Annotated in this window: 22 protein-coding genes; 9 read left to right on the forward strand and 13 right to left on the reverse strand. The window is 42.5% G+C overall.

What is annotated here, in order from left to right:
- The 13 genes from EV202_RS02525 to EV202_RS02585 all read right to left on the reverse strand — a co-directional run bounded on the left by EV202_RS02525 (position 1) and on the right by EV202_RS02585 (position 15661).
- Positions 1-1194 carry a glycoside hydrolase family 88 protein gene (locus EV202_RS02525; RefSeq protein ID WP_106070258.1) on the reverse strand — a complete coding sequence of 398 codons (1194 nt, stop codon included), beginning with the start codon at positions 1192-1194 and terminating at the stop codon, positions 1-3.
- A 12-nt stretch (positions 1195-1206) separates the two neighbouring features.
- Positions 1207-3081 carry a heparinase II/III domain-containing protein gene (locus EV202_RS02530; RefSeq protein ID WP_131925213.1) on the reverse strand — a complete coding sequence of 625 codons (1875 nt, stop codon included), beginning with the start codon at positions 3079-3081 and terminating at the stop codon, positions 1207-1209.
- 12 nt (positions 3082-3093) lie between these two features.
- Positions 3094-4356 (reverse strand): DUF4957 domain-containing protein, encoded by a 1263-nt coding sequence (locus tag EV202_RS02535; RefSeq protein WP_131925215.1) that lies wholly within the window; start codon positions 4354-4356, stop codon positions 3094-3096.
- Positions 4357-4383: 27 nt separating this feature from the next.
- Positions 4384-7320, reverse strand: a complete 2937-nt coding sequence (locus tag EV202_RS02540; protein ID WP_131925217.1) for a TonB-dependent receptor — start codon at positions 7318-7320, stop codon at positions 4384-4386.
- A 371-nt stretch (positions 7321-7691) separates the two neighbouring features.
- Positions 7692-9197 (reverse strand): NAD(P)H-hydrate dehydratase, encoded by a 1506-nt coding sequence (locus EV202_RS02545; protein ID WP_131925219.1) that lies wholly within the window; start codon positions 9195-9197, stop codon positions 7692-7694.
- Between the two features lie 132 nt (positions 9198-9329).
- Positions 9330-10724, reverse strand: coding sequence for an O-antigen ligase family protein (locus EV202_RS02550; RefSeq protein ID WP_164996256.1), 1395 nt, complete (start codon positions 10722-10724; stop codon positions 9330-9332).
- A 243-nt stretch (positions 10725-10967) separates the two neighbouring features.
- On the reverse strand, positions 10968-11180 hold the full coding sequence (locus EV202_RS02555) for a DUF5043 domain-containing protein (RefSeq protein WP_165899388.1): 213 nt from the start codon (positions 11178-11180) through the stop codon (positions 10968-10970).
- 38 nt (positions 11181-11218) lie between these two features.
- Positions 11219-11758 (reverse strand): DUF5043 domain-containing protein, encoded by a 540-nt coding sequence (locus EV202_RS02560; RefSeq protein ID WP_131925223.1) that lies wholly within the window; start codon positions 11756-11758, stop codon positions 11219-11221.
- A 40-nt stretch (positions 11759-11798) separates the two neighbouring features.
- A complete protein-coding gene (locus EV202_RS02565) occupies positions 11799-12335 on the reverse strand; it encodes a DUF5043 domain-containing protein (protein WP_131925225.1) in 537 nt (178 codons plus the stop codon).
- Positions 12336-12373: 38 nt separating this feature from the next.
- Entirely contained in the window at positions 12374-12910 is a 537-nt protein-coding gene (locus EV202_RS02570; protein WP_131925227.1) for a DUF5043 domain-containing protein, read from the reverse strand.
- 38 nt (positions 12911-12948) lie between these two features.
- Positions 12949-13488 carry a DUF5043 domain-containing protein gene (locus EV202_RS02575; RefSeq protein WP_131925229.1) on the reverse strand — a complete coding sequence of 180 codons (540 nt, stop codon included), beginning with the start codon at positions 13486-13488 and terminating at the stop codon, positions 12949-12951.
- 38 nt (positions 13489-13526) lie between these two features.
- On the reverse strand, positions 13527-14063 hold the full coding sequence (locus tag EV202_RS02580) for a DUF5043 domain-containing protein (RefSeq protein ID WP_131925231.1): 537 nt from the start codon (positions 14061-14063) through the stop codon (positions 13527-13529).
- A gap of 2 nt (positions 14064-14065) precedes the next feature.
- Positions 14066-15661, reverse strand: coding sequence for a hypothetical protein (locus tag EV202_RS02585; RefSeq protein WP_131925233.1), 1596 nt, complete (start codon positions 15659-15661; stop codon positions 14066-14068).
- A gap of 704 nt (positions 15662-16365) precedes the next feature.
- On the opposite strand from EV202_RS02585, the gene hpt reads away from it, so the two are divergent.
- From hpt to ubiE, 9 genes are all read left to right on the forward strand, one after another.
- On the forward strand, positions 16366-16902 hold the full coding sequence (gene hpt, locus EV202_RS02590) for a hypoxanthine phosphoribosyltransferase (protein ID WP_131925235.1): 537 nt from the start codon (positions 16366-16368) through the stop codon (positions 16900-16902).
- A 44-nt stretch (positions 16903-16946) separates the two neighbouring features.
- A complete protein-coding gene (locus tag EV202_RS02595; protein ID WP_131925237.1) occupies positions 16947-17525 on the forward strand; it encodes an adenylate kinase in 579 nt (192 codons plus the stop codon).
- A gap of 63 nt (positions 17526-17588) precedes the next feature.
- Positions 17589-18764, forward strand: coding sequence for a GTPase ObgE (gene obgE, locus EV202_RS02600; protein WP_106070269.1), 1176 nt, complete (start codon positions 17589-17591; stop codon positions 18762-18764).
- Positions 18761-19573, forward strand: a complete 813-nt coding sequence (gene pgeF / locus EV202_RS02605) for a peptidoglycan editing factor PgeF (protein WP_131925427.1) — start codon at positions 18761-18763, stop codon at positions 19571-19573. Before obgE ends, pgeF begins: the two co-directional genes overlap by 4 nt.
- 3 nt (positions 19574-19576) lie before the next feature.
- Positions 19577-20242, forward strand: coding sequence for a B3/B4 domain-containing protein (locus EV202_RS02610; protein ID WP_131925239.1), 666 nt, complete (start codon positions 19577-19579; stop codon positions 20240-20242).
- 17 nt (positions 20243-20259) lie between these two features.
- Positions 20260-20877 carry a M23 family metallopeptidase gene (locus tag EV202_RS02615; protein ID WP_106070272.1) on the forward strand — a complete coding sequence of 206 codons (618 nt, stop codon included), beginning with the start codon at positions 20260-20262 and terminating at the stop codon, positions 20875-20877.
- An 87-nt stretch (positions 20878-20964) separates the two neighbouring features.
- Entirely contained in the window at positions 20965-21960 is a 996-nt protein-coding gene (locus tag EV202_RS02620; RefSeq protein WP_106070273.1) for a PhoH family protein, read from the forward strand.
- A gap of 34 nt (positions 21961-21994) precedes the next feature.
- A complete protein-coding gene (locus EV202_RS02625) occupies positions 21995-22936 on the forward strand; it encodes a phosphoribosylaminoimidazolesuccinocarboxamide synthase (protein WP_131925241.1) in 942 nt (313 codons plus the stop codon).
- Positions 22936-23673, forward strand: coding sequence for a bifunctional demethylmenaquinone methyltransferase/2-methoxy-6-polyprenyl-1,4-benzoquinol methylase UbiE (gene ubiE, locus EV202_RS02630; protein ID WP_131925243.1), 738 nt, complete (start codon positions 22936-22938; stop codon positions 23671-23673). Before EV202_RS02625 ends, ubiE begins: the two co-directional genes overlap by 1 nt.
- The last annotated feature ends 4 nt before the right edge of the window (positions 23674-23677 follow it).

Genomic DNA, 23677 nt, shown 5'->3' on the forward strand with positions numbered 1-23677 from the left:
TTATTGCAACAGTTTCTTATATCTGAGCAATGCTTCTACATAATAATAATCAGCATATGTAAGTGGGACATCAACTTCACTGTTTCGAGGTCTATTTCCCACTGAATGTTTAAGAATAAATCCACCATTCGTCCGAGGAGCCGCCAGATACTCATCTGACGAGAGCGTTCTTAGCTGTTGACCAGCTACAGATTGAAACTCCTTAGAAAGTTTATCGTCATTGACACATTGACTCAACTCTAACAGAGCAGATGCTATGATAGCTCCGGCAGAAGCATCCCTCGGTTCGTCCGGAATATTGGGCGCATCAAAATCCCAATAAGGAATCTTATCTTCCGGAAGATTTGGGTGATGCAGGATAAACTTTGCAATGTTAGTGGCTTGCAGGAGATATTTTCCGTTCCGGGTTTCTCTATACATCATCGTATAGCCATATAATCCCCATGCTTGTCCACGTGCCCATGCTGAAGCACTTGAATATCCCTGATGGGTATCCATTTTGAGTGCTTTATTGGCTATGGTATCATAATCTACTACATGACATGAACTATAATCCGGACGAAAATGATTTATCATAGTTACTGTAGCATGGCTATTTGCAATTTTATCAAACAATGAGTCCTGTGATAGTTTATACGCATTTTCCAATAGTTCCAAATTCATTAAATTGTCAATAATTACAGGATACATCCATTTAGGCTTATTATCCCACGAACGAATAACTCCTAAATTTTCGTTATAGCGTGTAGCCAATGACCGAGCACTTTGTAACAAGACTTTCTTATAATTTTCATCCCCGGTTATTCTGTAACCGTTTCCAAAACTACAGTTCATCATAAAACCTAAATCATGCGTATCTAAAGCATATTGTTCCTTTTCAATACGCATCGTATAGTTTTCTGCATACTTCTTCAGCGTTTCATTCCCGGTAGCTTCATAAAGCATCCATAAAGTTCCAGGAAAGAAACCGCTACACCACCAATGCGTATCTGATGTCACAAGAGTTCCATCTTTCTCTGTGGTCTTTGGAAGCCTTTCGGGCTGTTCCATTAGACTTGCAGCCATGAATTCAGACTGTTCAATACTACGTTTTAATCCTTTTTCTATTATAGTACTCATCACATCATTATTATTACTACATGATGGCAAGAGGAGTACCATTACTAATTTTACCAAAAGCAATGTCTTTTTCATACTGTTTTATTTTTAGTTATTTTTCCAATCAGTTAACGGCATTATTTCTTTGCGGGAATCAAAATTTCCCTCCGGTATGAGTTTAACCTGTAATACTTCTGTCGCATTGGGATGTAGTTCAGTTTCAAACCCAACGAATGTTACCCCCGGGTTTTCTGCATCCCAACTATTAGGTGATGTTGCATTCCAAATCTTCATTCTGATCTTTACCGGAGATTCCACTTCCAATAACAATTTTTCCCCATTCTGGGAAAGTTGTATCGTATGTTCGCCTATAATATCAGGTTGGGCTTCTGTCACCATATTCCAACGAATGACTGTGGGCCGTCCCAGTGTCTTTATTTCATCCCTAACAACTGCGTAGTGCGAATCAACGATGGCTACTCCTCTTTTTACTTCCTTTGCTTGACCTTCATATATCTGCGTAAGATCTGCAATAGCATACATGAAATTTTCATTGTCCTGAAAGTCTGTAATCGCTGCATAACCATTCACATTTTGATATTTGTTGTCAAAAGAGAGTGTATTATGAGCCAGATTATTGTATCTAAAGATCTTCCACCTATCAGATTCCTGACTCTTATTCCATAAATCAAGGCCTTTTGATTCTAATGAGTTGTAATCCTGAGGGCCTAAATCCATGCCCCAACGAGTGTTCTTACTAATAAAGATAAAAGAACCGGCATCCAAATGTGTGTGTCCAGATTGTGCTGTCCCTCCTTTGAACGCAATGGATAATCCATGTTGATAATCCCACGTAGTCCGCATAAGGGCAACAGGAGTAGTTGTTTTGCTTGATACCCATATTCTTTGAGTGGGTCTAGGCAGAATATCCATAGGAGTAGAAGCACCCCATATCAGACCCAATATGGCATATCGATAAGACATAAGCCTCTTTCTGGAAGACAGACTAAACTGATATTTCTCACTCCAAAGAATATCTTTATCAGAAGTCCTATTAGCAAACCAGAACATAGCAGGACTTACGCGACCAGATGATGAACAATCTCCATAGTTGAAGGATTTACCATCAGAAAGCAACATGTTCTGGATAAATTTACCGGTATTTAAGAAACCCGGTTCTTGAGAAAGATTATAATCAGTTCCCATAACCTTTTCCAAGGCATCAATTAAAAGGAGGTTGTAAGTCGTCCCATACCCCCAGTAGGAATAGCCCTCGGCATACGCACCATCAGGAGCATAGACGGACATAGGTAGTTTAACAGATTGAACAGCCCGGTTGATTAACTTATCAGCGAAGGTTGGAATTTTATCATAAATAGCCAAAGCTCCAAGTGTTATTCCACCATTACATACCTGATTCCAATTATTGTTCCGATAGAGCCAGCTATTATAGCGGCTATCCAACGACGGATTCAACCCTTTCATTTCTATAGCTTTCTCTATTTTAATTTTAGTCCGATCACTGATAAAATTGTAAAGCCAGTCATATCCGATAGCCATAGCCGCAGTCATTTCGGCTACATCCAGAAAGTGAGACGGATTCCAATCAACAAAGCCTGCGGCATTATCTAATTCACTTTCCGCCTGTCGGGCATATTTCGCTTCACCGCTCATTCTGTAAGCATATCCTAAAATCAATGTTCTACGCAGAATTTCACGAGACACTTCAAGCAATCTTCTGCCCTGAACAGTTCTTTGACAATTGGGCTTACCCAGAAGATTATCAGCCTCTTCCATCATGAAAGCATGATATTCTTTCCACATTCCATCTGTTTGCACGGCAGAACGAATGACAGCCTCATCTTCTGTTGTCATTATTAAATAGGGATGTTCCCTTGCTTTAACTTTCTTGCTATCCCCTTCTTGAGCCGATATACAAGCAGAGTAGAACATTGCTAAAAATATAAATAGCATATTCTTCATTTTCTTCTCACTTTAAAATAATGCTCCAATAGGTCCTTGAGTCGTGGAAGCTGTTGCCGATTTAGAAGAGGCCGAATAATGAAATGTGAATGTTTTTCCTGATTCAATACCTTCTACTCCGTCTTCATCTACATAAAATGGAAGATCTGCCCATTTGACCATATTACTTCCCATATTCTCAAAGAATTTATCAATATATTCCATTGGCAAAGCTGGTGGATAATCAAAAACCAGCACTTCCGAGAAATTGTCCTTAAAAGTCAGTTTACCTTGCTCTATCAGCTGATAGCCATCATCGGATAAGGCAGTACGCTTCTGATTCCGTGGGTATTTTGCAAACAACCCTTCCATTTCTTCAGAGAAAAAGAGGTTGTTGTTACAAATACTCATATCTATATCTTTAGCACGTTCATCTTTCTTTGGTATTGAAATTTGCCAAAACACATTACTCTTGTTACTCGATTTCCACCCTACATTAGCAAAAATATTATTCTCAATTTCAACCTTGATGGCATAGTTTATTTGTATATGATGCCCGACATTATAGAAGGTAGTATGTTTAATTCCAAAATAGTTTGTGACTACATTATCAAATCGTACGATATGGGCAGTGTTATTATAAAGATAACAGTTATTGATTACAATGCTATCCTGCTCGTTTCCACGTGAATCAATTAATCTGCCGTTGGCCGGATCACTTGTGAGAGCTAAATTACGAACGGTAGAGTTATTCAGATAAATTTTATTATTGACATTGTCAGTACGAATGCAGAAATTTCTGCAATAATCAATAAAACAATTATCAAATTTCAATCTCACGTTTGATGCGTCAATACGAAACAGACGCTGCATGAGATTACCTGTTGCCGCATCCTTACCTATAATATAAATATTCTCAAAAGTGGCACTACCTGCCAAACGGATCATATCAGCATTTAGGGCTCCTTGTGCATCACAAATGGGCTGTATGACTGGCATTTTACCTGAACCTTTTTCCGCCTTAATCACAACATTATGTTTGAATACGTTCTTGCCTTCCATATAGTAAACTCCATCACGACGCAATATATATGTCGCATCTCCATTTTCATTAATAGCTTTTGTCAAAGCGTTGACCGACGTAATACCGTCGTCTGGTTCTACAATAATCATACTCCCCGGATTATCTGGAGAGATATCCAAATCATTGATATCGAATATATCTTCATTCTCGCAGCCAATACACAAGAGTGGTAATGTAAGAAGCAATCTTATAGTTATAGAATATAGTTTCATGACTTTAGTATTTTAGTGGAACATTTTTTATTTAAAGATATCATATTTGAATCCGATATACGCTGCCGAACCATAGTATTCAACTCTGGACGGATAGTTCGTTATATCACGACGTTTACGATCGGAAGATTGCGTAAAATTAGACAAAGTTGCATACAGAGAGAATTGTCTGGTCAAACTATATTTCAACTGCATATCCCATTTTACGAATGGACGTGTAGATTCCACATCAGCTGCATCTTGGCGATGCTGTTCTGCAATCAACACTCCGTCTTGATAGTTGCAAGATATTCTGCCTGAAAATTTCTTGTAATCATATCCCAAGGAAATGTTGAATAGTAGGGAAGGCTGCTTTAACAATCGGTCTGTATATATAATGTCAGAGTTGGTTGGAAGGAATGGCTTCTCAGTACCTCCGGGAGTAAAATCCGGATTTTTAATTCTTGACTTCAATGTTTCAAAATAATTCATTTTAGAATCCATAAGAGTAAGATTAGCCCCCAATACGACACCTCTCATAAAATTCTTCATTTTACGGAATTGCAGTTGCAAATCAAATTCCAGTCCCTTCAAGGTTGCATTATATGAACTATTTAAAGGATAGGTAATGCTACCACCTGTCAAGCTCATTGGCAATTCAAAATTAGCAGGATCTGTTACTGTACCATTCAACATATAGGCAGAGCGAGTATAAGTAAAGTTTTTAATGTCTTTGTAAAACCCGCTGATAGTAAACAATCCATAATCCGGCTGATAGAACGTCAATATAACATCATAATTTCGAGATAAAGCAGGTTTCAATTTAGTACGACTCCAGACTACTTCATTCACGTTGGGTTTTATGATTGTTCTCGGAGCAAGCAGATTATAATCCGGTCTTGACAGAGTTTCGGTATATGCCAACCTAATATCCATCCAATTTGTTGGCTTCACACGCAAATGGATTTGTGGCAGCCAATATTTATATCTGTCGGAATCATTACTTTTTTCATATTCAAAATCATGTTCCTTATCTTCATTGTCAGGAACATTAGAACCACTGTATGCATTATAATTTAAGTAAGAAAAATCGTAGCGTACGCCTGGTATAAATGTAACATACTTTCCAAAGTTTATTTCACCCATAATATACCCCGCCCAAAGACTCTCATTTCCATCATAGTCCTTCAATATTTTTGTAGTAAGGATATTACCATATACACCTTGATTAATATTATAGAAGTTTCTCATGGCACGATGATCTAGCGTAAAATTAATGTATAAGTCTTTATACTTATTATTTAAAAAGTCATGAGGCTTATAACTGGAGTCTAAGAAATCCGTAATACCTATATAAGAGTTCTTGAAAGATGATGGGGTTAATCCGGGCATATTCTCAAACACCGGGCCAGCTCCTTCAGACAAATCCATACGCCTATACCTACGCTCTGTTTCAAGACTTCTCTCTTTTTGGCGGAACTTTCCACCAATTTTAATGTAGCCATTGACTTTCTCGCCAAAACTAAAAGGTTTCTTCAAATCCAACCATGCACTGTATTCTGTTTCTTTGGCAAATTCTGTATTAAAAACGGCTTCATACAGATAATATTGCGTAAGATCATCTTCTTTGACGAATTTAGAATTGGCTATCAAATAAGGAGGCTGATAAGACAATGCATCTATATCAGCTATAAAAGGGGCATTCAACCGAAATTGCATTTGGTGGTCGTATGGAGTCCTTGTGCGCGAACTACTACGCCCTACTCCGAGATTCAAGGTTGCTCCCAAAACATTGAAATCCCCTTGCAACATATTGGTAATATTAGCATTATGTGAATTACGGTCAGTTTGCTGAAATCTCAGCCGGGTTCCTTCTAAGTCATAACGTTTTTGACGTATATCACGATCTCTGTTCATTCTACTAAAGAGATTGGACATTTTGAGTTTAGAACCTTTTCCCAAGTCGAAATCCATATTCAGGTTTACGTTAAAACGTTGACGCTTTTCTAAATTCGATTCCAGGCTGACCCCTGTAATCCATGGTTTTGTGTAATCCAATCCAGGAGTAGGCGTATTGCCATTTACCTTATAAGCTGCATTAAATGTATCATTGCTCCGGTCTGTTTGATCAGCGCTTGCAGTAAATATGACACCAAATCTTTCGCTAAAAAATCGATTGCTTGCCATGACACCACCCTTATATCTCCCCATTCCATTTATTTGCGAATGGTAACCTGTTTCTCCAGTTATATTAAATTTAAAGTCCCTCGGAGCATCTTTCACTATTAGGTTTACTGTTCCTCCTAGCCCATCGGCATCCTTATCGGCTGTACTGGCTTTCAGCACTTCAGCCCCAGCAATCATGTCCGGTGAAATCATATTCAAGTCAGTACTCCGATCGGTACTACTCGTCGATGGTGCATTCATACCATTAATAGCTACCGAGTTATACTTAGGATCTAAACCGCGTATGATGATTTTTTGCCCCTCTCCTCCATCACGTTGAATCATTAAACCAGGAAGACGGCCAATAGCATCAGCAACATTTACATCCGGAAGTTCATGCAACTTTTCTTCAGATACAGCATTCATAATACCAGTTGCATTTAATTGACTTTTAATCGCCGCAGTCTGCCCCTTGGCTTGAGCACTGATAACTACTTCTTTCAACATATGGTTATCTGGGCGCATAACAAGATTCAGCGTCTTCACTTCATTAGATTTTAAATCTATATCAAATTCGCGCACTTGATATCCCATGAAAGAAAATAGGATTGTCTGTTTACCTTTAGGTATGAATAAGGTATATTGCCCATTGGCATCTGTTATTGTTCCTTTATTCGAGCCTTTTAACATGACGGTCGCACCTATTAAAAAGTGTTTAGTCTCACTATCTGTAACGACACCTGTAATTGTAGCATTCTGAGCCACTAAGTCAACTCCTACACATAGGAATAATAAAAAAATAAGCAATCTTGTCTTCATAAGCGTATAAAATTTAATGGTCATGGTACAAATTTAAAGATTCGTTAATTGAGAAATGTCGAGAATGAAAGCAATATATATCTATTGCCGTCCTTTTTGAGAGCAAAAGCACCTAAAAACAGGTCAAGAAATGTAGATTTTCTGGTCAAGGGTTATTTTAAAGCTTTCAAAACAACTTTCCCTATTATGTTTCACGCATTCTAAGATTTATCTAAGCCTTAGAATGCGTGAAACATAATAGGGAAAGAGGGCATTAATAATACCTTTCCGTTTTCTAATAAAAAATCCGATTAGTTTTAGCAGAAATACGACCCTTTGCTTATCTATAGAAATTACGTAAGCATCTTCAGTGGACGGTAAATCCCAAATCTTTACAAAGATTTCCATGCCTCCGGCAGACAAGCAACCACATCGCCCGTTGTCATCCCCATCACTCCACGTTTGCTGCGCGCCACATCTCCGGCCAGTCCGTGCACGTAAGCACCCAAGCGGGTGGCAGTTTCGGCCTCATATCCTTGCGCCAGCAAAGCCAGCAGTACTCCCGTCAGCACATCTCCACAACCTCCCGTAGCCATTCCCGGATTTCCCGTAATGTTGAAGCTGCATTTTCCCAAAGGGGTAATAACAGCAGAATAAGCACCTTTCAGAATGATATGCACCCCGGCAGTTTCGGCCAGTTCACGCGCCTTCATCAACCGTTCGTAGGAGTTCTGACATTTGCCCACCAGACGTTCCAACTCTTTGGGATGCGGCGTAAGGATGCTGCCCTTCGGCAATCGGGCTATGTAACTGCGGTTTCTGCCCAGAATATTCAACGCGTCGGCATCTACTACCATAGGAGTCTGACAAGATTCAATCAGCTCAAGCAGAGCCTTTTCAGTCTCCGCCGACTGCCCCAGTCCCGGCCCTACGCCCACAGCCTGATAATCGTCCGTATCAGTGGGAGAGGCAAAACATGTATCGCTCACGTCCAACTCGGTCATGGCTTCGGGTACAGCAGTCTGCACAATGAGCTGATTGCAAAACGGCACATGCAACGTCAGCAATCCTACACCCGAACGCAGACAAGCCTGTGCCGCCAGAACCGAAGCTCCTGCCATTCCCTGCGAACCGGCAATCAGCAAGGCATGCCCGAAGTTTCCTTTATGAGCAAAGCGGCTACGAGGCTTCAGCAATCCGGACATCGCTTCGCTTTCTGCCAGATAATAGTCCGTCTCCATCTTCTCCATGCCTTCTTTGTCAAGCCCTATGTCCAGCAGTTGCCACTCGCCTACAAAAGGTTCGTTCTCCGCAAAAAAGAAAGCCAGCTTAGGCAATTGCAAGCTCAAGGTCAAATCGGCACGGATGATATTAGATTGCACATTATAGCTGTTGTCCTCTCCCATCAGTCCCGATGGGATATCAATGGCCGCCACCGTGGCGGGTGAAGCGTTGATGTACTTCACCACTGCGGCAAAGCCGCCGCTAAGCGCTTTGTTCAGCCCGCTGCCAAACAGGCCGTCTATAACCACATGACCGGCTGTCAGCATAGGCGGAACAAATTCGCTGGTGATTTCATGAAAAACGACTCCCGGTACCTCTTTCAATCTATCCCGATTCGTCTTACAATCCGAAGAAAGCGAGCCTTTCGTATTGAACAGATAGACCTCCGGCCTAAATCCTTTTTCAGCCAAAAGCCGGGACACAGCCAGTGCATCGCCTCCGTTATTGCCCGGTCCGGCAAAGACAGTAAATGGTGTGTCGGCATCCCAACGCTCTGCAATGGCTTCGGCCAATGCTTGCGAAGCACGCTCCATCAAGTCGATGGAAGAAATCGGTTCATGCTCTATGGTATATGCATCCAACTGCTTGATGCTTGCGGTATGAAAAATCTTCATGATACATTATTATATATATTGATTGTAAAGCAAAGGTAGGGTGAATAGTTAGAAAAAGCAAAAGAAGGGATAATGAAAGATGAATAGTTACAACGGAAATCTTTGAAAAAGTGCAAAGAGTCAAAAAGGTGTTCACCTTATTTTCTTACCAAGGGAATCGTTACGAGCACAATTCTCAATATATTCTTTAGCTATCGCTTTCATTCGCAACGTTCTTGTTCCCACTTTCTTTTCCTGAAAATTCAATAAAGTCGTCGCTTCCCTACATGCCGCAACCGTATCCATGCAATTTACATACAACTGAAACAACTTATATCTCGGCATCATACGCGTAAGAATCATATAAGCTGCTTGCCTATAACATTGTTCTGCTTCAGCAACAGCACTCTTCCGTTCAAAGCAATCGCCCATATCGCAATACAGTCCACAAGAGGGTATCAACTCTGCCGTTGCCCGTAATATTTCTTCCACCTTGTCGTCCGGAAGATTCAGGGCAGCATATCGGGCATAAGCATTCATAAAAAGCGGATTAAAGCGAAACCGGCAATAATGCTTGTCCAAAAAATCCCGTGCCCTTTGATGAAGTTCACTCTCTTGTTCATAACGCAGATTTCGCATGGCAACCCTACAATCGTCATACGCCTTGAATGACCATAAAGACACCCCACCAACCACGAAAAGCACGGACAGAAAAAGAGCTGCTTTTACTGTTCTCCCAACATGCATCCGACCGATTTCCTTCGTCCTCATCATTCCCCACAAAGCGACACACAGCAACATCAACGGAAACATGGCAGACGGATATGAAAATAGAGCGAAAATTCCTAAAGATAATATAGCCGACTTACATATAAAAGACAGCCTATCATCCGACCTATAAGTCGTCAAAATATATAACGCCAGAAGAATCAATAACAAACCGGCAACACCCTGTTCTGTCATTATATAAAGATATTCATTGTAAGGGCACGATACATCATCGGCCAGCATACGGGCAGGAGCATCCGGATGCCGCTCAAAATATGCAGCCTGCGAAAGCATATAGCCTGATTGCCAACCACCGGCACCATGTCCGAAAAGTGGTTTCTCACAAATCATATCCGCTGTAACATACCATATCAAAAGCCGTCCGTCCGCAGAATCTTTCTTATAAAGATAAACAGCATACAAAAAAACTGCGCCACATAACACTGCAAGTCCTTTTGTCATACAAAGACGAAAAGAGTTACATCTCCTCACCTTTTCAAATCCAATAAACCTACAAAAAACAACAGACAAGCATCCGACAATGGCCGCCAACCAACTCGCACGCGAATCGGACAGCACCAGTCCGCACAAAATAATCAACGAAACACCACCTTCAATAAATGCCCAAAAGCGATTCTTTCTATTATAATGCCACGCCAACAGTCCGATACTGACAGTAAAACACACAGACAACATTCCGCCCAATTCTGCCGGATGTCCGAAAGTTCCCGTCACACTGAAATATACATTCTCATTATCCAGTATATACATCTTTTGCATAACAACGACCACTGTTTCCATCACTCCCCCCAAAAGAGCTATTACAAGTAAAGGATAATGAAGTTTTGAAAAGTTCCGCATACATATATACACGATAAGAAACGTTCCATATTGCCATAACGACAATACATCGACAGGGCTCTTTCTATTCAAGACGAAACACAGCAAACAGGCTATGAACAACAAATCGGTTGTTCGTACTACAATGGTTTGTTTTATCTGTGGGGCGCACTTCATAAGTCTTTATATCCTATTTTGAGTATCTAAAAAATAGTCGTACAAAAGTTTATCGGTTCTCCCTATATCGTAGAAACGAGTATCATTGCCCGATAATACATCGCACCGATAAGCATACCCGTTCTCCTGAAACGTTTTGGTCTCGACATAGTAATTAGTCTGTGCCGCTGTATAAACGGCACAGAAAATCAGCAAAAAAGAAATAATCGTTGTTTTCATAATCAGTTTCCTCATACAAGACCAAAGCTATATCGCCGCTATTCTTTAAACCGATGCCTCCAATATCTCATCAAATGATTCAATCTTTTCCCGTCTTTGGTGGGAGTGAACCAAATTTGTTGCTTTAGCTCCACTTCTATCTTGCGATAGACAGAGAGTGGAATTGTGGCAAAAGGACTGACAGTTGTAAAATGAAAAGCCACTTCAACCACCTTTCCTGTTTCCGGACTGATGTACATACATATACCGACACTTTCTGTTCCCATACGTTGTTTTTGTTCCGCAGTAAAGGCATTATTGACAATGGAAAGGCTTTTCGGTCTCGTCCAGGTTTCCTCCACTACATCATCGAAATCGAAGCCAAATCCCGGAACTTCTTTGGTATCTTTGAATATTTGCCGGACATAGACTAAGTTATTCTCTTTGTTATATAACCTTACTCTTTTCCCAGTCAACACGTCACACTGATAAGTATATCCGTTCTCCTGAAACGTTTTGGTCTCGGTATAGTAATTGGTCTGTGCCGCTGTATAAACGGCACAGAAAATGAGTAAAAAAGAAAGAATCGTTGTTTTCATAATCAATATTCCTACTACAAGACAAAAATCTGTAGCGATATTACTCTTTAAACCGATGCCTCCAATATCTCATCAAATAATTCAATCTTTTCCCGTCTTTAGTGGGAGTGAACCATATTTGTTGCTTTAGATCCACTTCTATCTTACGATAAACGGAGAGAGGGATGGTGGCAAAAGGATTAAATGTACTGAGATGGAACTCTACTTCAATCACCTTTCCTGTTTCCGGACTGATATACATACATATACCGACACTTTGTGTTCCCATACGTTGTTTTTGTTCCGGAGTAAACGAATTATTGACAATGGATAGGCTTTTCGGTCTTGTCCAAGTTTCCTCCACTACATCATCGAAATCGAATCCAAATCCCGGAACTTCTTTGGTATCTTTAAAGATTTGCCGGACATAGGTTAATTTATTCTCTTTGTTATACAATTTTACAAGTCCATGTGAAACGTCACACTGATAAGCATATCCGTTCTCTTTAAAAGTTTTGGTCTCGGTATAGTAATTGGCCTGTGCCACTGCATAAGCGGCACAGAAAAACTGTAGAAAAGAAAAAATCGTTGTTTTCATAATCTGTTTCCTCATACAAGACCAAATCTGTAACGATGCTATTCATTAAAACTATGCATCCAACATCTCATCAAATGATTCAATCGTTTTCCGTCTTTAGTGGGAGTAAACCATATTTGTTGCTTTAATTCGACTTCTATCTTACGGTAAACGGAGAGAGGGATAGTGGCAAAAGAACTGACAGTTGTAAAATCAAATGCCACTTCAACCACCTTTCCCGTTTCCGGACTGATATACATACATATACCGACACATTCTGTTCCCATACGTTGTTTTTGTTCCGCAGTAAATGCATTATTGACAATGGATAGACTTTTCGGTTTCGTCCAAGTTTCCTCCACTACATCATCAAAATCGAATCCAAATCCCGGAACCTCTTTGGTATCTTTAAAGATTTGCCGGACATAGGTTAATTTATTCTCTTTGTTATACAATTTTACAAGTCCATGTGAAACGTCACACTGATAAGTATATCCGTTCTCCTGAAAGGTTTTGGTCACGGCATAGTAATTGGTCTGCGCCATTGTATAAGCAGTACAGAAAATCAGCAAAAAAGAAATAATCGTTGTTTTCATAATCAACGGCTCCATGTCAGACCAAGTCTGTAATGATACTATTCGTTAAAGCGGTGATTCCAGTTACGCATCAAATAATTCAATCTTTTCCCATCTTTAGTGGGAGTAAACCATATTTGTTGCTTTAGCTCCACTTCTATCTTCCGATAAACGGAAAGCGGGATAGTGGCAAAAGGACTGACAGTGACAAAAGAGAAATCAACTTCAACTACCTTTCCTGTTTCCGGACTGATATACATACATATTCCTATACATTCATCTTTCATCTGTTTTTTTTGAGCGGCAGTAAATGCGTTGTTTACAATGGAAAGGCTTTTCGGTCTCGTCCAAGTATCTTCTACCACATCATCAAAATCAAATCCAAAGCCCGGAACTTTTTTAGTATCTTTAAAAATCTGTTGCACATAAGTTAGCTTATTTTCTTTATTATATAACATAATAAAAAAATCATTCGAAACATCACATTGATAAGTATACCCATTCTCCTTAAAGGTTTTGGTCACGGCATAGTAATTGGTCTGCGCCATTGTATAAGTAGCACAAAACCATAGCATAAAAGAAACAATTGTTGTTTTCATAATTCGTTTCACCATATAAGACCAAATCTATAACAATACTATTCTTTAAACCGATGCATCCAAAACCTCATCAAATAATTCAACCTTTTCCCGTCTTTAGTGGGAGTAAACCAAATTTGTTGCTTTAGCTCTATTTCTATCTTCCGATAAACAGAGAGTGGAATTGTGGCAAAAGGACTAAATGTTGCAAGAGTAAAATCGACCTCAACCACCTTTCCCGTTTCCGGACTGATATACATACATATACCGACACTTTGTGTTCCCATACGTTGTTTTTGTTCCGGAGTAAACGCATTATTGACAATGGAATGGCTTTTCGGTCTTGTCCAAGTTTCCTCTACTACGTCATCGAAATTGAACCCAAAGCCCGGAACTTCTTTGGTATCTTTGAATATTTGCCGGACATAGGTTAATTTATTCTCTTTGTTATACAATTTTACAAGTCCATGTGAAACGTCACACTGATAAGTATATCCGTTCTCCTTAAAAGTTTTGGTCTCGGTATAGTAATTGGCCTGTGCCGCAGTATAAGCAGTACAGAAAATCAGCAAAAAAGAAATAATCGTTGTTTTCATAATCAGCAGTCTTTAGATATTTTTTGTAAAGAAGTGAAATTCTCAGTTCCGGATTTACTATAGTCAAAAGACATAGTGGAATATGCACTTGTAGCCTCAATAGCATTTTTTGCTGTGTACACTTGGGTTAATAGGATATCATCTGTACTATTAGGCTGTAATTTCCCTTTTTTATCAATAGATATTTCTAATTGAGCAATAGCCCTTCCTACCCCCGTATTCTCATATTGCTTTTCCCACTTACTTCCCGGATATTCCTTTAACTTCCTCACATATTGGTACTGTGCATATCTTGCTTCAATCTCCTTATTTATCAGCGAAGCTTTATACGAAGCTTCCGTTTCCTGATAAGCCTGAAAGGCATGCATCATTTCGTGAAACAGCTGGTTACTCTCCATATCGGTGGTGAGTTTGATGCCTGCCGTATTCCCATCAAAGTTAAAACTTGAGCCCTCTTTGGGAGCGACAAACTGAATGGTCAAGGTTTTTCCATCCAAGTGTTCTTTAAGCCCCTCGTACAAATGCTCTCCTAAACAGTCATTGGTAATTTTGTCAAGCATCCTTTCTATAACATCCCAATTCAGCTCCGTCATCTTAGAGTTGCGGAATATGGCTCTGGCTCTTGGAGCACCGCCTGAAACACCGTTTTCCCCTCCGGTGTACCCTCCGCCACTTCCCGAATCACCAGTTCCATCCCCATCCGGTTTAGGGTCCGGTTCGGGATATTCATAATAAGGAGGTTCTTCTTCAGGAGCAGACGGATTATACTCTCCTTCTATTTCCACCTCATCTAACCATACACCCTCCGGTTTTCCATCTCCGTCATAATCATAAAGTACCACGTCATACTTCGGATCCCAAAAGAAACCCACCCCCCAGTCTATGTAGTCTCCATTCTTATAATCCCAGTCATCGTTGCCCTCATAACGAGTTACGGCTCCTACTTTGAAGCCCCGTTGCAGCTCCATGTGTTCCAGCATGCATATTATCCGCATAAGACCTCTGCCGTATTCCTTTTTGTTTTTTGCAGAGCCTAAAAATACTCCTTGCTGCTTTTGCCCTTTATTATACTTGTTCACCCGAATAATACTCCCCTCCAGCGTTGTATAAATCTTCAGACCTGAAAAATCGCCCATCTCGCCATCATTGTTGAACCGTTTGGACACATCGCCCGGATGCGCCTTGGCATAGTCATTCGTAGCAATGAAGAATACGACATAATTGCCAAGTTTACCCGTTTTCCGATCCTTGACCACCACCAGTTTATGGTAACATTTCACGAAGCTTTCTTCTCCCGTTTGTGGGTCTGTCTGTATCACCCGATAACAATAGGTGGAATTCTCAATGGGTACGTCAACACTGCAAATCGAAGATGCTCCGGTAGGAACACCCTTGTTCCACTTCGGAATAATATCTCCCAAACTCCACATCAACGGTTGTTCTACCCTATCGGCAGAACGTGTTGCCGTCCCCATCACTTCTTTCTCAAAAAAATCCCGAGCCTCATCTACCGACAAATCGGCCGGTTCTTTCTGAATGAAATCATCATCCCAATCATAAGAGCAAGCTCCGAAGCATAGGACAATCAGCAAGCACACACCTGCTTGCAAAAACGAAAGGTCTTCTTCATAAGCATTTTTTTAAGTTTAACATTGATAAATCTCAAACAAAGAATATTTGCATTGATTATCAAGCACAAAAATAGAATAAATCTCCATACTTCCAATGAAATTGACGAGAAAAATTAAAGGAGGGTAAAATCGTTTTGTTGCCCATGACCGTTTTCATCAAGTGTCCGGGCCTTGCGCAGCAACTACGCACGAACTTACAGCCGACTGCTTGTCAACTCCGAGCCGGCTCGGAGTTGACAAGCAATTCAGAAACCGCCCCAAAAGAGCATAAAATACAGTATATCAACAGATTTACCCTCTTTATTCCTTTCGCGCGCGAGAGAAGAGAAGAAAAGAGAAGAAAATATCTCCCCCATACCCCCTCCTCGTTGGAGGTGGAGAAGGCGGAGAAACAGCACAGCTTATACGCCGTAACATGGGGGCGGAGCAAAGCTAAGACGCGGGCTTACAAATGGTGAAGTGTGGGCTTACGGGCAACAACATGTGGGCTTACGGACAGTAAAGTGTGGAGAAACAAGTGATTCTTCTTTTTTTGATTTGTAAGGTCGATGCGTAGTAACAATGAAAAAGAGAAAGGTTTTCGGCATCTTCTGTGAATTTGACGAGAAAAGTAAAGGAGAGTAGAATAAAAATTGTATTTTTGCGGCAACTTTTTAAAAACATCCCATCTTATGGATACCATACAGATAAAAGACAAAAGGTTCTCCGTCTCTATCAAAGAGCAGGACATTCTGAGAGAAGTGACACGCGTGGCAAACGAAATAAACCGGGACTTGGCCGGAAAGAACCCGCTGTTCGTCAGCGTGCTCAACGGTTCGTTCATGTTTACTTCCGACTTGATGAAACGCATCACCATTCCCTGCGAAATATCGTTCGTAAAACTGGCTTCTTACCAAGGGCTGTCCTCTACCGGAGTAATCAAGGAAGTAATAGGCATCAACGAAGACCTTACAGACCGCACGGTGGTCATTGTAGAAGACATCGTGGATACGGGGCTTACCATGCAACGCCTGCTGGAAACGCTCGGCACCCGTAAACCAAAGGAAATCCATATCGCTTCCCTGCTGGTGAAACCCGAAAAGCTGAAAGTGGACTTGAACATTGAATACGTAGCCATGAACATCCCGAACGACTTTATAGTGGGCTATGGGTTAGACTATGACGGATTCGGACGTAACTATCCCGACATTTATACACTAAAGGAATAACCACAAAGCAAGAATCATAATTCAATAAATCGTAACTCAAAAAGATGTTGAACATTGTAATTTTCGGTGCCCCCGGCTCAGGCAAGGGAACACAAAGCGAGAGAATAGTAGAGAAGTATGGCATCAACCACATTTCTACCGGAGATGTGCTCCGTGCGGAAATCAAGAACGGAACAGAACTCGGGAAGACAGCCAAAGGCTACATCGACCAAGGGCAACTGATTCCCGACTCTTTGATGATTGATATTCTGGCAAGTGTATTCGACAGTTTCAAGGACAGCAAAGGGGTTATTTTTGATGGCTTCCCCAGAACCATTGCACAAGCAGAAGCATTGAAAGTGATGCTGAGAGAGAGAAGACAGGAAGTGAGTGTCATGCTCGACCTCGAAGTGCCGGAAGATGAGCTGATGGTTCGTCTAATCAAACGCGGAAAAGATTCCGGCCGTGCAGATGACAACGAAGAAACCATCAAGAAACGCTTGAATGTTTATCACTCACAGACAGCACCCCTGATTGATTGGTACAAAGCGGAAGGCCAATACCGGCACATCAAGGGGTTGGGCACTATGGAAGACATCTTTGCCGATATCTGCAAGGGGATTGACGCCGTGGCCGGTAAGTAACAATCCGGGATTCAAGCAATCTTCCGACAAACTAATTATTTTCCTAATTTCTTTAATAATAATATGGCTGAATCAAATTTTGTTGACTACGTAAAGATATACTGTCGTTCCGGCAAAGGCGGGAGAGGCTCCACACACATGCGGCGCGCAAAATACGTGCCTAACGGAGGGCCTGACGGAGGTGACGGAGGACGAGGAGGTCATATCATTCTTCGTGGCAACCGCAATTACTGGACGCTGCTTCACCTGCGCTACGACCGTCACATCATGGCCGGACATGGTGAATCGGGTTCCAAGAATTGCAGTACCGGCAAGGACGGCGCAGACAAGGTGATTGAAGTGCCCTGCGGAACCGTTGTCTATAACGCTGAAACAGGAGAATACCTCTGCGATGTGACCGAACATGGGCAAGAAGTCATTCTGCTGAAAGGCGGACGCGGCGGACAAGGCAACAACCACTTCAAAACCGCCACACGGCAAGCTCCCCGCTTCGCACAGCCGGGCGAACCGATGCAGGAAATGACAGTTATCATGGAATTGAAGCTGCTGGCCGATGTCGGTCTGGTAGGTTTCCCCAATGCCGGAAAATCCACCTTGCTTGCCGCATTGTCTTCAGCAAAGCCCAAGATAGCCAATTACCCTTTCACCACAATGGAGCCCAATCTGGGTATCGTGTCCTATCGCGAAGGAAAGTCTTTCGTCATGGCTGATATTCCGGGTATCATCGAAGGAGCCAGTCAAGGTCGTGGATTGGGATTACGTTTCCTGCGCCACATCGAACGTAACTCATTGTTGCTCTTCATGGTGCCGGCCGACAGCGACGACATCCGCAAAGAGTATGAGATTCTGCTGAACGAATTGAAAAATTTCAATCCCGAAATGTTAGACAAGCAACGGGTGCTGGCCATCACAAAATGCGACATGCTGGATCAGGAACTGATGGACGAGATAGAACCCACGCTTCCTGAAAACATTCCGCATATATTCATCTCCGCCATATCGGGCATGGGCATCTCTGTGCTGAAAGATATCCTTTGGGAAGAACTGAACAAGGAGAGCAACCGGATAGGAGGCAAAATAGAAAGCATCGCCCACCGTGCAAAAGACCTCAGCCACCTGAAGGAAGAACTGAAAGAAGAGGGAGAAGACATCGACATCGAATATATCGAAGATGCAGAGGAGATAGAAGACCTCGAAGACTTTGAATATGAAGAAGATTGGGAGGAAGAGGACAAATGATTCCTCTCACCGAAGATAGAAAAATGTTGGGATATGAGGTGCTTGCCTCCTATCCCGACATTTCTTGTTTTGTAACCACCCGTCACGGAGGATGCAGCCGTGGGAATTATGCCTCTTTCAACTGTACGCCTTATACCGGCGACGATGCCGCATGTGTCCGCAAGAATCAAGAAATACTGTGTGAAGGATTACCTCAACACCCGAAAGAACTTATTATCCCTTATCAAACACATGGAACAGCATCGCTTGTGATAGACAAAGCTTTCTTGAAATCTACCGCCGAAGAACGCCATGCCGCATTGCAAGGTATTGACGCATTGATTACCGGCGAAGCGGGTTGCTGCATCTGCATTTCCACAGCAGACTGCATCCCTATCCTGCTCTACGATCGGAAACACAAGATAGTGGCAGCTGTCCATGCCGGCTGGAGAGGAACAGCGAACCATATCCTGCACCGCACCTTTGATAAAATGCAGACCCTTTTCCATACTGACGGAAAAGACATCATTGCCTGCATAGGTCCCGGCATCTCACTCCCTGCGTTCGAGGTAGGTGATGAGGTATATGAAGCATTCAGGGAGAATGATTTCCCCATGGACTATATCTCGGAGTGGAAGCCCGAAACACATAAATATCATATCGACCTGTGGGCTGCCAACCATCTGCAACTGCTTGACCTCGGCATACCTTCCGCACAAGTGGAAACAGCCGGCATTTGTACCTTTACCCGACATGAAGATTTTTTCTCGGCACGACGGCTGGGCATCAAGTCCGGACGTATATTGTCGGGAATCATGATAAAAAAATGACTTATGTATAAGATTACCGTATCAGAAGAAATAAGACGTGGCTGCCCCATTTTCAGAGGTGCAGCCGTATATGCGGAAGTAACCAATACTGCATTCAGCGAAGGGCTGTGGAAGGAAATCGACGCCTTCACTCAGGAATTGAGAAAGAATGAAACGGCAGACAGTATCAAATCCCAACCTGTCATTGCCGCTACCCGTGAAGCCTACAAACGTTGTGGCAAAGATCCCAGTCGCTATCGTCCTTCGGCCGAGGCTTTGCGCCGGCGTCTGCTGCGTGGCATGGACCTTTATCAGATTGATACGCTGGTAGATTTAATCAATCTTGTATCTCTCCGCACCGGCTATTCCATCGGTGGTTTCGATGCCGATAAAATACAAGGCACCGAACTTGAACTCGGAATCGGTCATGCCGACGAACCGTTTGAAGGTATCGGACGCGGAACCTTGAATATCGAAGGATTGCCCGTATACAGAGACTTGATTGGAGGTATCGGCACACCGACCAGTGACCATGAGCGTACAAAAATGGACTTGGGAACTCGCCACATACTTGCCATCATCAATGGTTACAGTGGCTCTGACGGCCTGCTGGAAGCCGCAGAAATGACACAAGATTTGCTACGAAAGTATGCAGCTTCCAATGGAGGCAGCATACGATATTTTTTGTAAGAAGAAAGATTCCGATCATGCAATTATTTCCAGTCCTTATCATATTGTCCTCCCTCTTCATTGTTCCGCCACAAGAACAAAAGCCGGCATTCAGCCAAATGGAAATCAATCATATACGTGTTGCAACGCCCGGCCTGTTCTCTCACGGCAAATACCATGAAATTCATCTGGACAGCTTGTCCGATGAAGACTATTCGTTTCCGCTACTCAACGGAAAAGTAATTTCGCCTTATGGCCGCAACAGAAGCAGACATGCCGGTGTGGACATCAAGACTCATGCCAAGGACACCATTCGCGCCGCATTTGCAGGTGTAGTGCGTATGTCCAAGCCATATAGCGCCTATGGAAATGTAATCGTCATACGCCACAGCACCGGGTTAGAGACGGTTTACAGCCACCAATTCAAAAACTTCGTAAAGAGCGGCGACATAGTAAAAGCCGGACAACCCATTGGCCTGACCGGGCGCACGGGACGTGCCAGCACGGAGCATCTGCATTTCGAAACCCGCATCAACGGGCAGCACTTCAATCCGAACATCATTTTCGACTTACAAGAGCGGGCACTACGCCGCGAATGCATCCGTTGCACTAAAAACGGGAACAGCATCACAGTAAAACCAATGCGAAAAAAATAGCGATTGGAACAGCATGACTATCCGAACGTTTCACTACATTTGCAAAACGTTTCATTTTAACAACGAATTGAAGATTAAAACATATCAATGATAGAAAAACTGATTGTTCTTGAGGACATTGATCCTGTCATCTTTTATGGCGTAAACAATGCCAATATGCAATTGATAAAAGCCCTATATCCCAAACTTCGCATCGTTGCACGCGGCAATGTCATCAAAGTGCTGGGCGATGAAGAGGAAATGTGCGCATTTGAAGAAAACATCACGAAGCTGGAGAAATATTGTGCAGAATATAATTCGCTGAAGGAAGAAGTCATTATAGATATTATTAAGGGCAATGCTCCACAAGCCGAGAAATCAGGGAATGTCATTGTGTTCAGTGTCACCGGTAAACCAATCATTCCGCGCAGCGAAAACCAGTTGAAACTGGTGGAGGCCTTTGCCAAAAACGACATGGTGTTCGCCATCGGTCCTGCCGGTTCGGGAAAAACTTACACAGCCATTGCACTTGCCGTACGGGCACTGAAAAATAAGGAAATCAAGAAAATCATCCTCAGCCGCCCTGCCGTAGAAGCCGGAGAAAAGCTCGGATTCCTCCCGGGAGACATGAAGGATAAGATAGACCCATACTTGCAGCCACTCTATGATGCCCTGCAAGACATGATACCCGCCGCCAAGCTGAAAGAGTATATGGAACTGAACATCATCCAAATAGCTCCTCTTGCTTTTATGCGCGGACGTACACTGAACGATGCAGTCGTGATTCTGGATGAAGCGCAGAACACCACCACACAACAAATCAAGATGTTCCTCACCCGTATGGGCATGAACACCAAGATGATTGTTACGGGTGATATGACACAGATTGACTTGCCGCAATCGCAAACTTCGGGTCTTGTGCAAGCCTTGAAAATTTTAAAAGGCGTAAAAGGCATCAGCTTCATCGAACTGAACAAAAAAGACATTGTCCGCCACAAATTAGTGACACAGATAGTAGAGGCCTACGAACGTTTTGACAAGGAAGCTAAAGCAGAACGGGAGAAACGGAAAGCAGAAAACATAGAGAAGCAGCTCCCCGCATAAAATTGCAAATTTTCAAACCGTAAATATTACAAAGATGAAAGCATTAACTAAAACAGATTTCAATTTTCCGGAACAAAAGAGCGTGTACCACGGAAAAGTGCGCGATGTATACAACATCAATGGTGAAAAGCTGGTCATGGTGGCTACCGACCGTATTTCTGCCTTCGACGTAGTATTGCCGAAAGGCATTCCTTTCAAAGGACAGATGCTGAACCAGATTGCAGCGAAATTTCTGGATGCCACAACCGACATCTGTCCCAACTGGAAGATGGCTACACCGGATCCGATGGTGACGGTAGGTGTGATGTGCGAAGGATTCCCTATCGAAATGATTGTACGCGGTTATCTGTGTGGTAGCGCATGGCGTGCTTACAAGAGCGGCGTTCGTGAGATTTGTGGGGTGAAGTTGCCCGAAGGAATGAAGGAAAACCAGAAGTTTCCCGAACCCATCATCACTCCGACCACTAAAGCGGAAATCGGCGAACACGATGCCGATATCTCCAAGGAAGAGATACTGGCCAAAGGATTGGCTACTCCTGAAGAATATGCCATTTTAGAGAAATACACGCTGGCACTCTTTAAACGCGGAACAGAGATTGCGGCAGCACGCGGTTTGATTTTGGTCGACACCAAATACGAATTTGGAAAGCACAATGGGAAAATATACCTAATGGATGAAATTCACACACCCGACTCCAGCCGTTATTTCTATTCCGAAGGTTATGAAGAACGTTTCGTCAAAGGTGAAGCGCAAAAACAACTGTCCAAGGAGTTTGTGCGCGAATGGTTGATGGATAACGGATTCCAAGGAAAAGCCGGACAAGAAGTTCCGGAAATGACGGATGAAATCGTAGCCTCTATCAGCGAACGCTACATTGAATTGTACGAGCACATCACCGGAGAAAAGTTCGTCAAGGAAGATACCGGTAACATTGCCGAGAGAATTGAAAAGAACGTAACGGAATATTTGAGATAATGAACTACCCGCAGGAACACATCAAGCCTTACGGAAAAGACGGCAAGAAGAGCGAACAGGTGAAAGAGATGTTCGACAACATTGCTCCTTTTTACGACAAACTCAATCATACTCTGTCCATGGGTATAGACCGCAGTTGGCGTAAAAAAGCAATCAAGGCTCTCCGGCCCTTTCGTCCGCGCCGCATCATGGATGTAGCTACCGGTACGGGAGACTTTGCCATTCTTGCATGCCGCGAACTTCAACCCGATGCACTGATTGGCATTGATATATCGGAAGGCATGATGAAAGTGGGACGTGAAAAAGTAGACAAGGTTCACCTCTCGGACAAGATTTCCTTTGTCCGGGAGGATTGCCTCGCGCTTTCCTTTGCAGATACGAGTTTCGATGCCGTAACTGTGGCTTTCGGTATTCGCAACTTTGAAAGTCTGGACAAGGGACTATCCGAAATATGCCGTGTGCTTAAAGCCGGCGGACACCTTGTTATTCTCGAACTCTCCGTTCCGGAGCGTTTTCCAATGAAACAACTATTCTCCATTTATTCAAAAGTGGTTATCCCTTTTCTCGGCAAATGTATATCGAAAGACAACAATGCTTATACCTACCTGCCGCAAAGCATCCGCGCTTTTCCGCAGGGAGAGGTGATGCAAGAAGTCATCCGACGGGCAGGATTCAGCAAAGTACACTTCAAACGGTTGACTTTCGGGATATGTACACTGTACATAGCTGAAAAATGACAAA

It is taken from the genome of Prevotella heparinolytica, assembly GCF_004342845.1.
GTDB lineage: Bacteria > Bacteroidota > Bacteroidia > Bacteroidales > Bacteroidaceae > Bacteroides > Bacteroides heparinolyticus.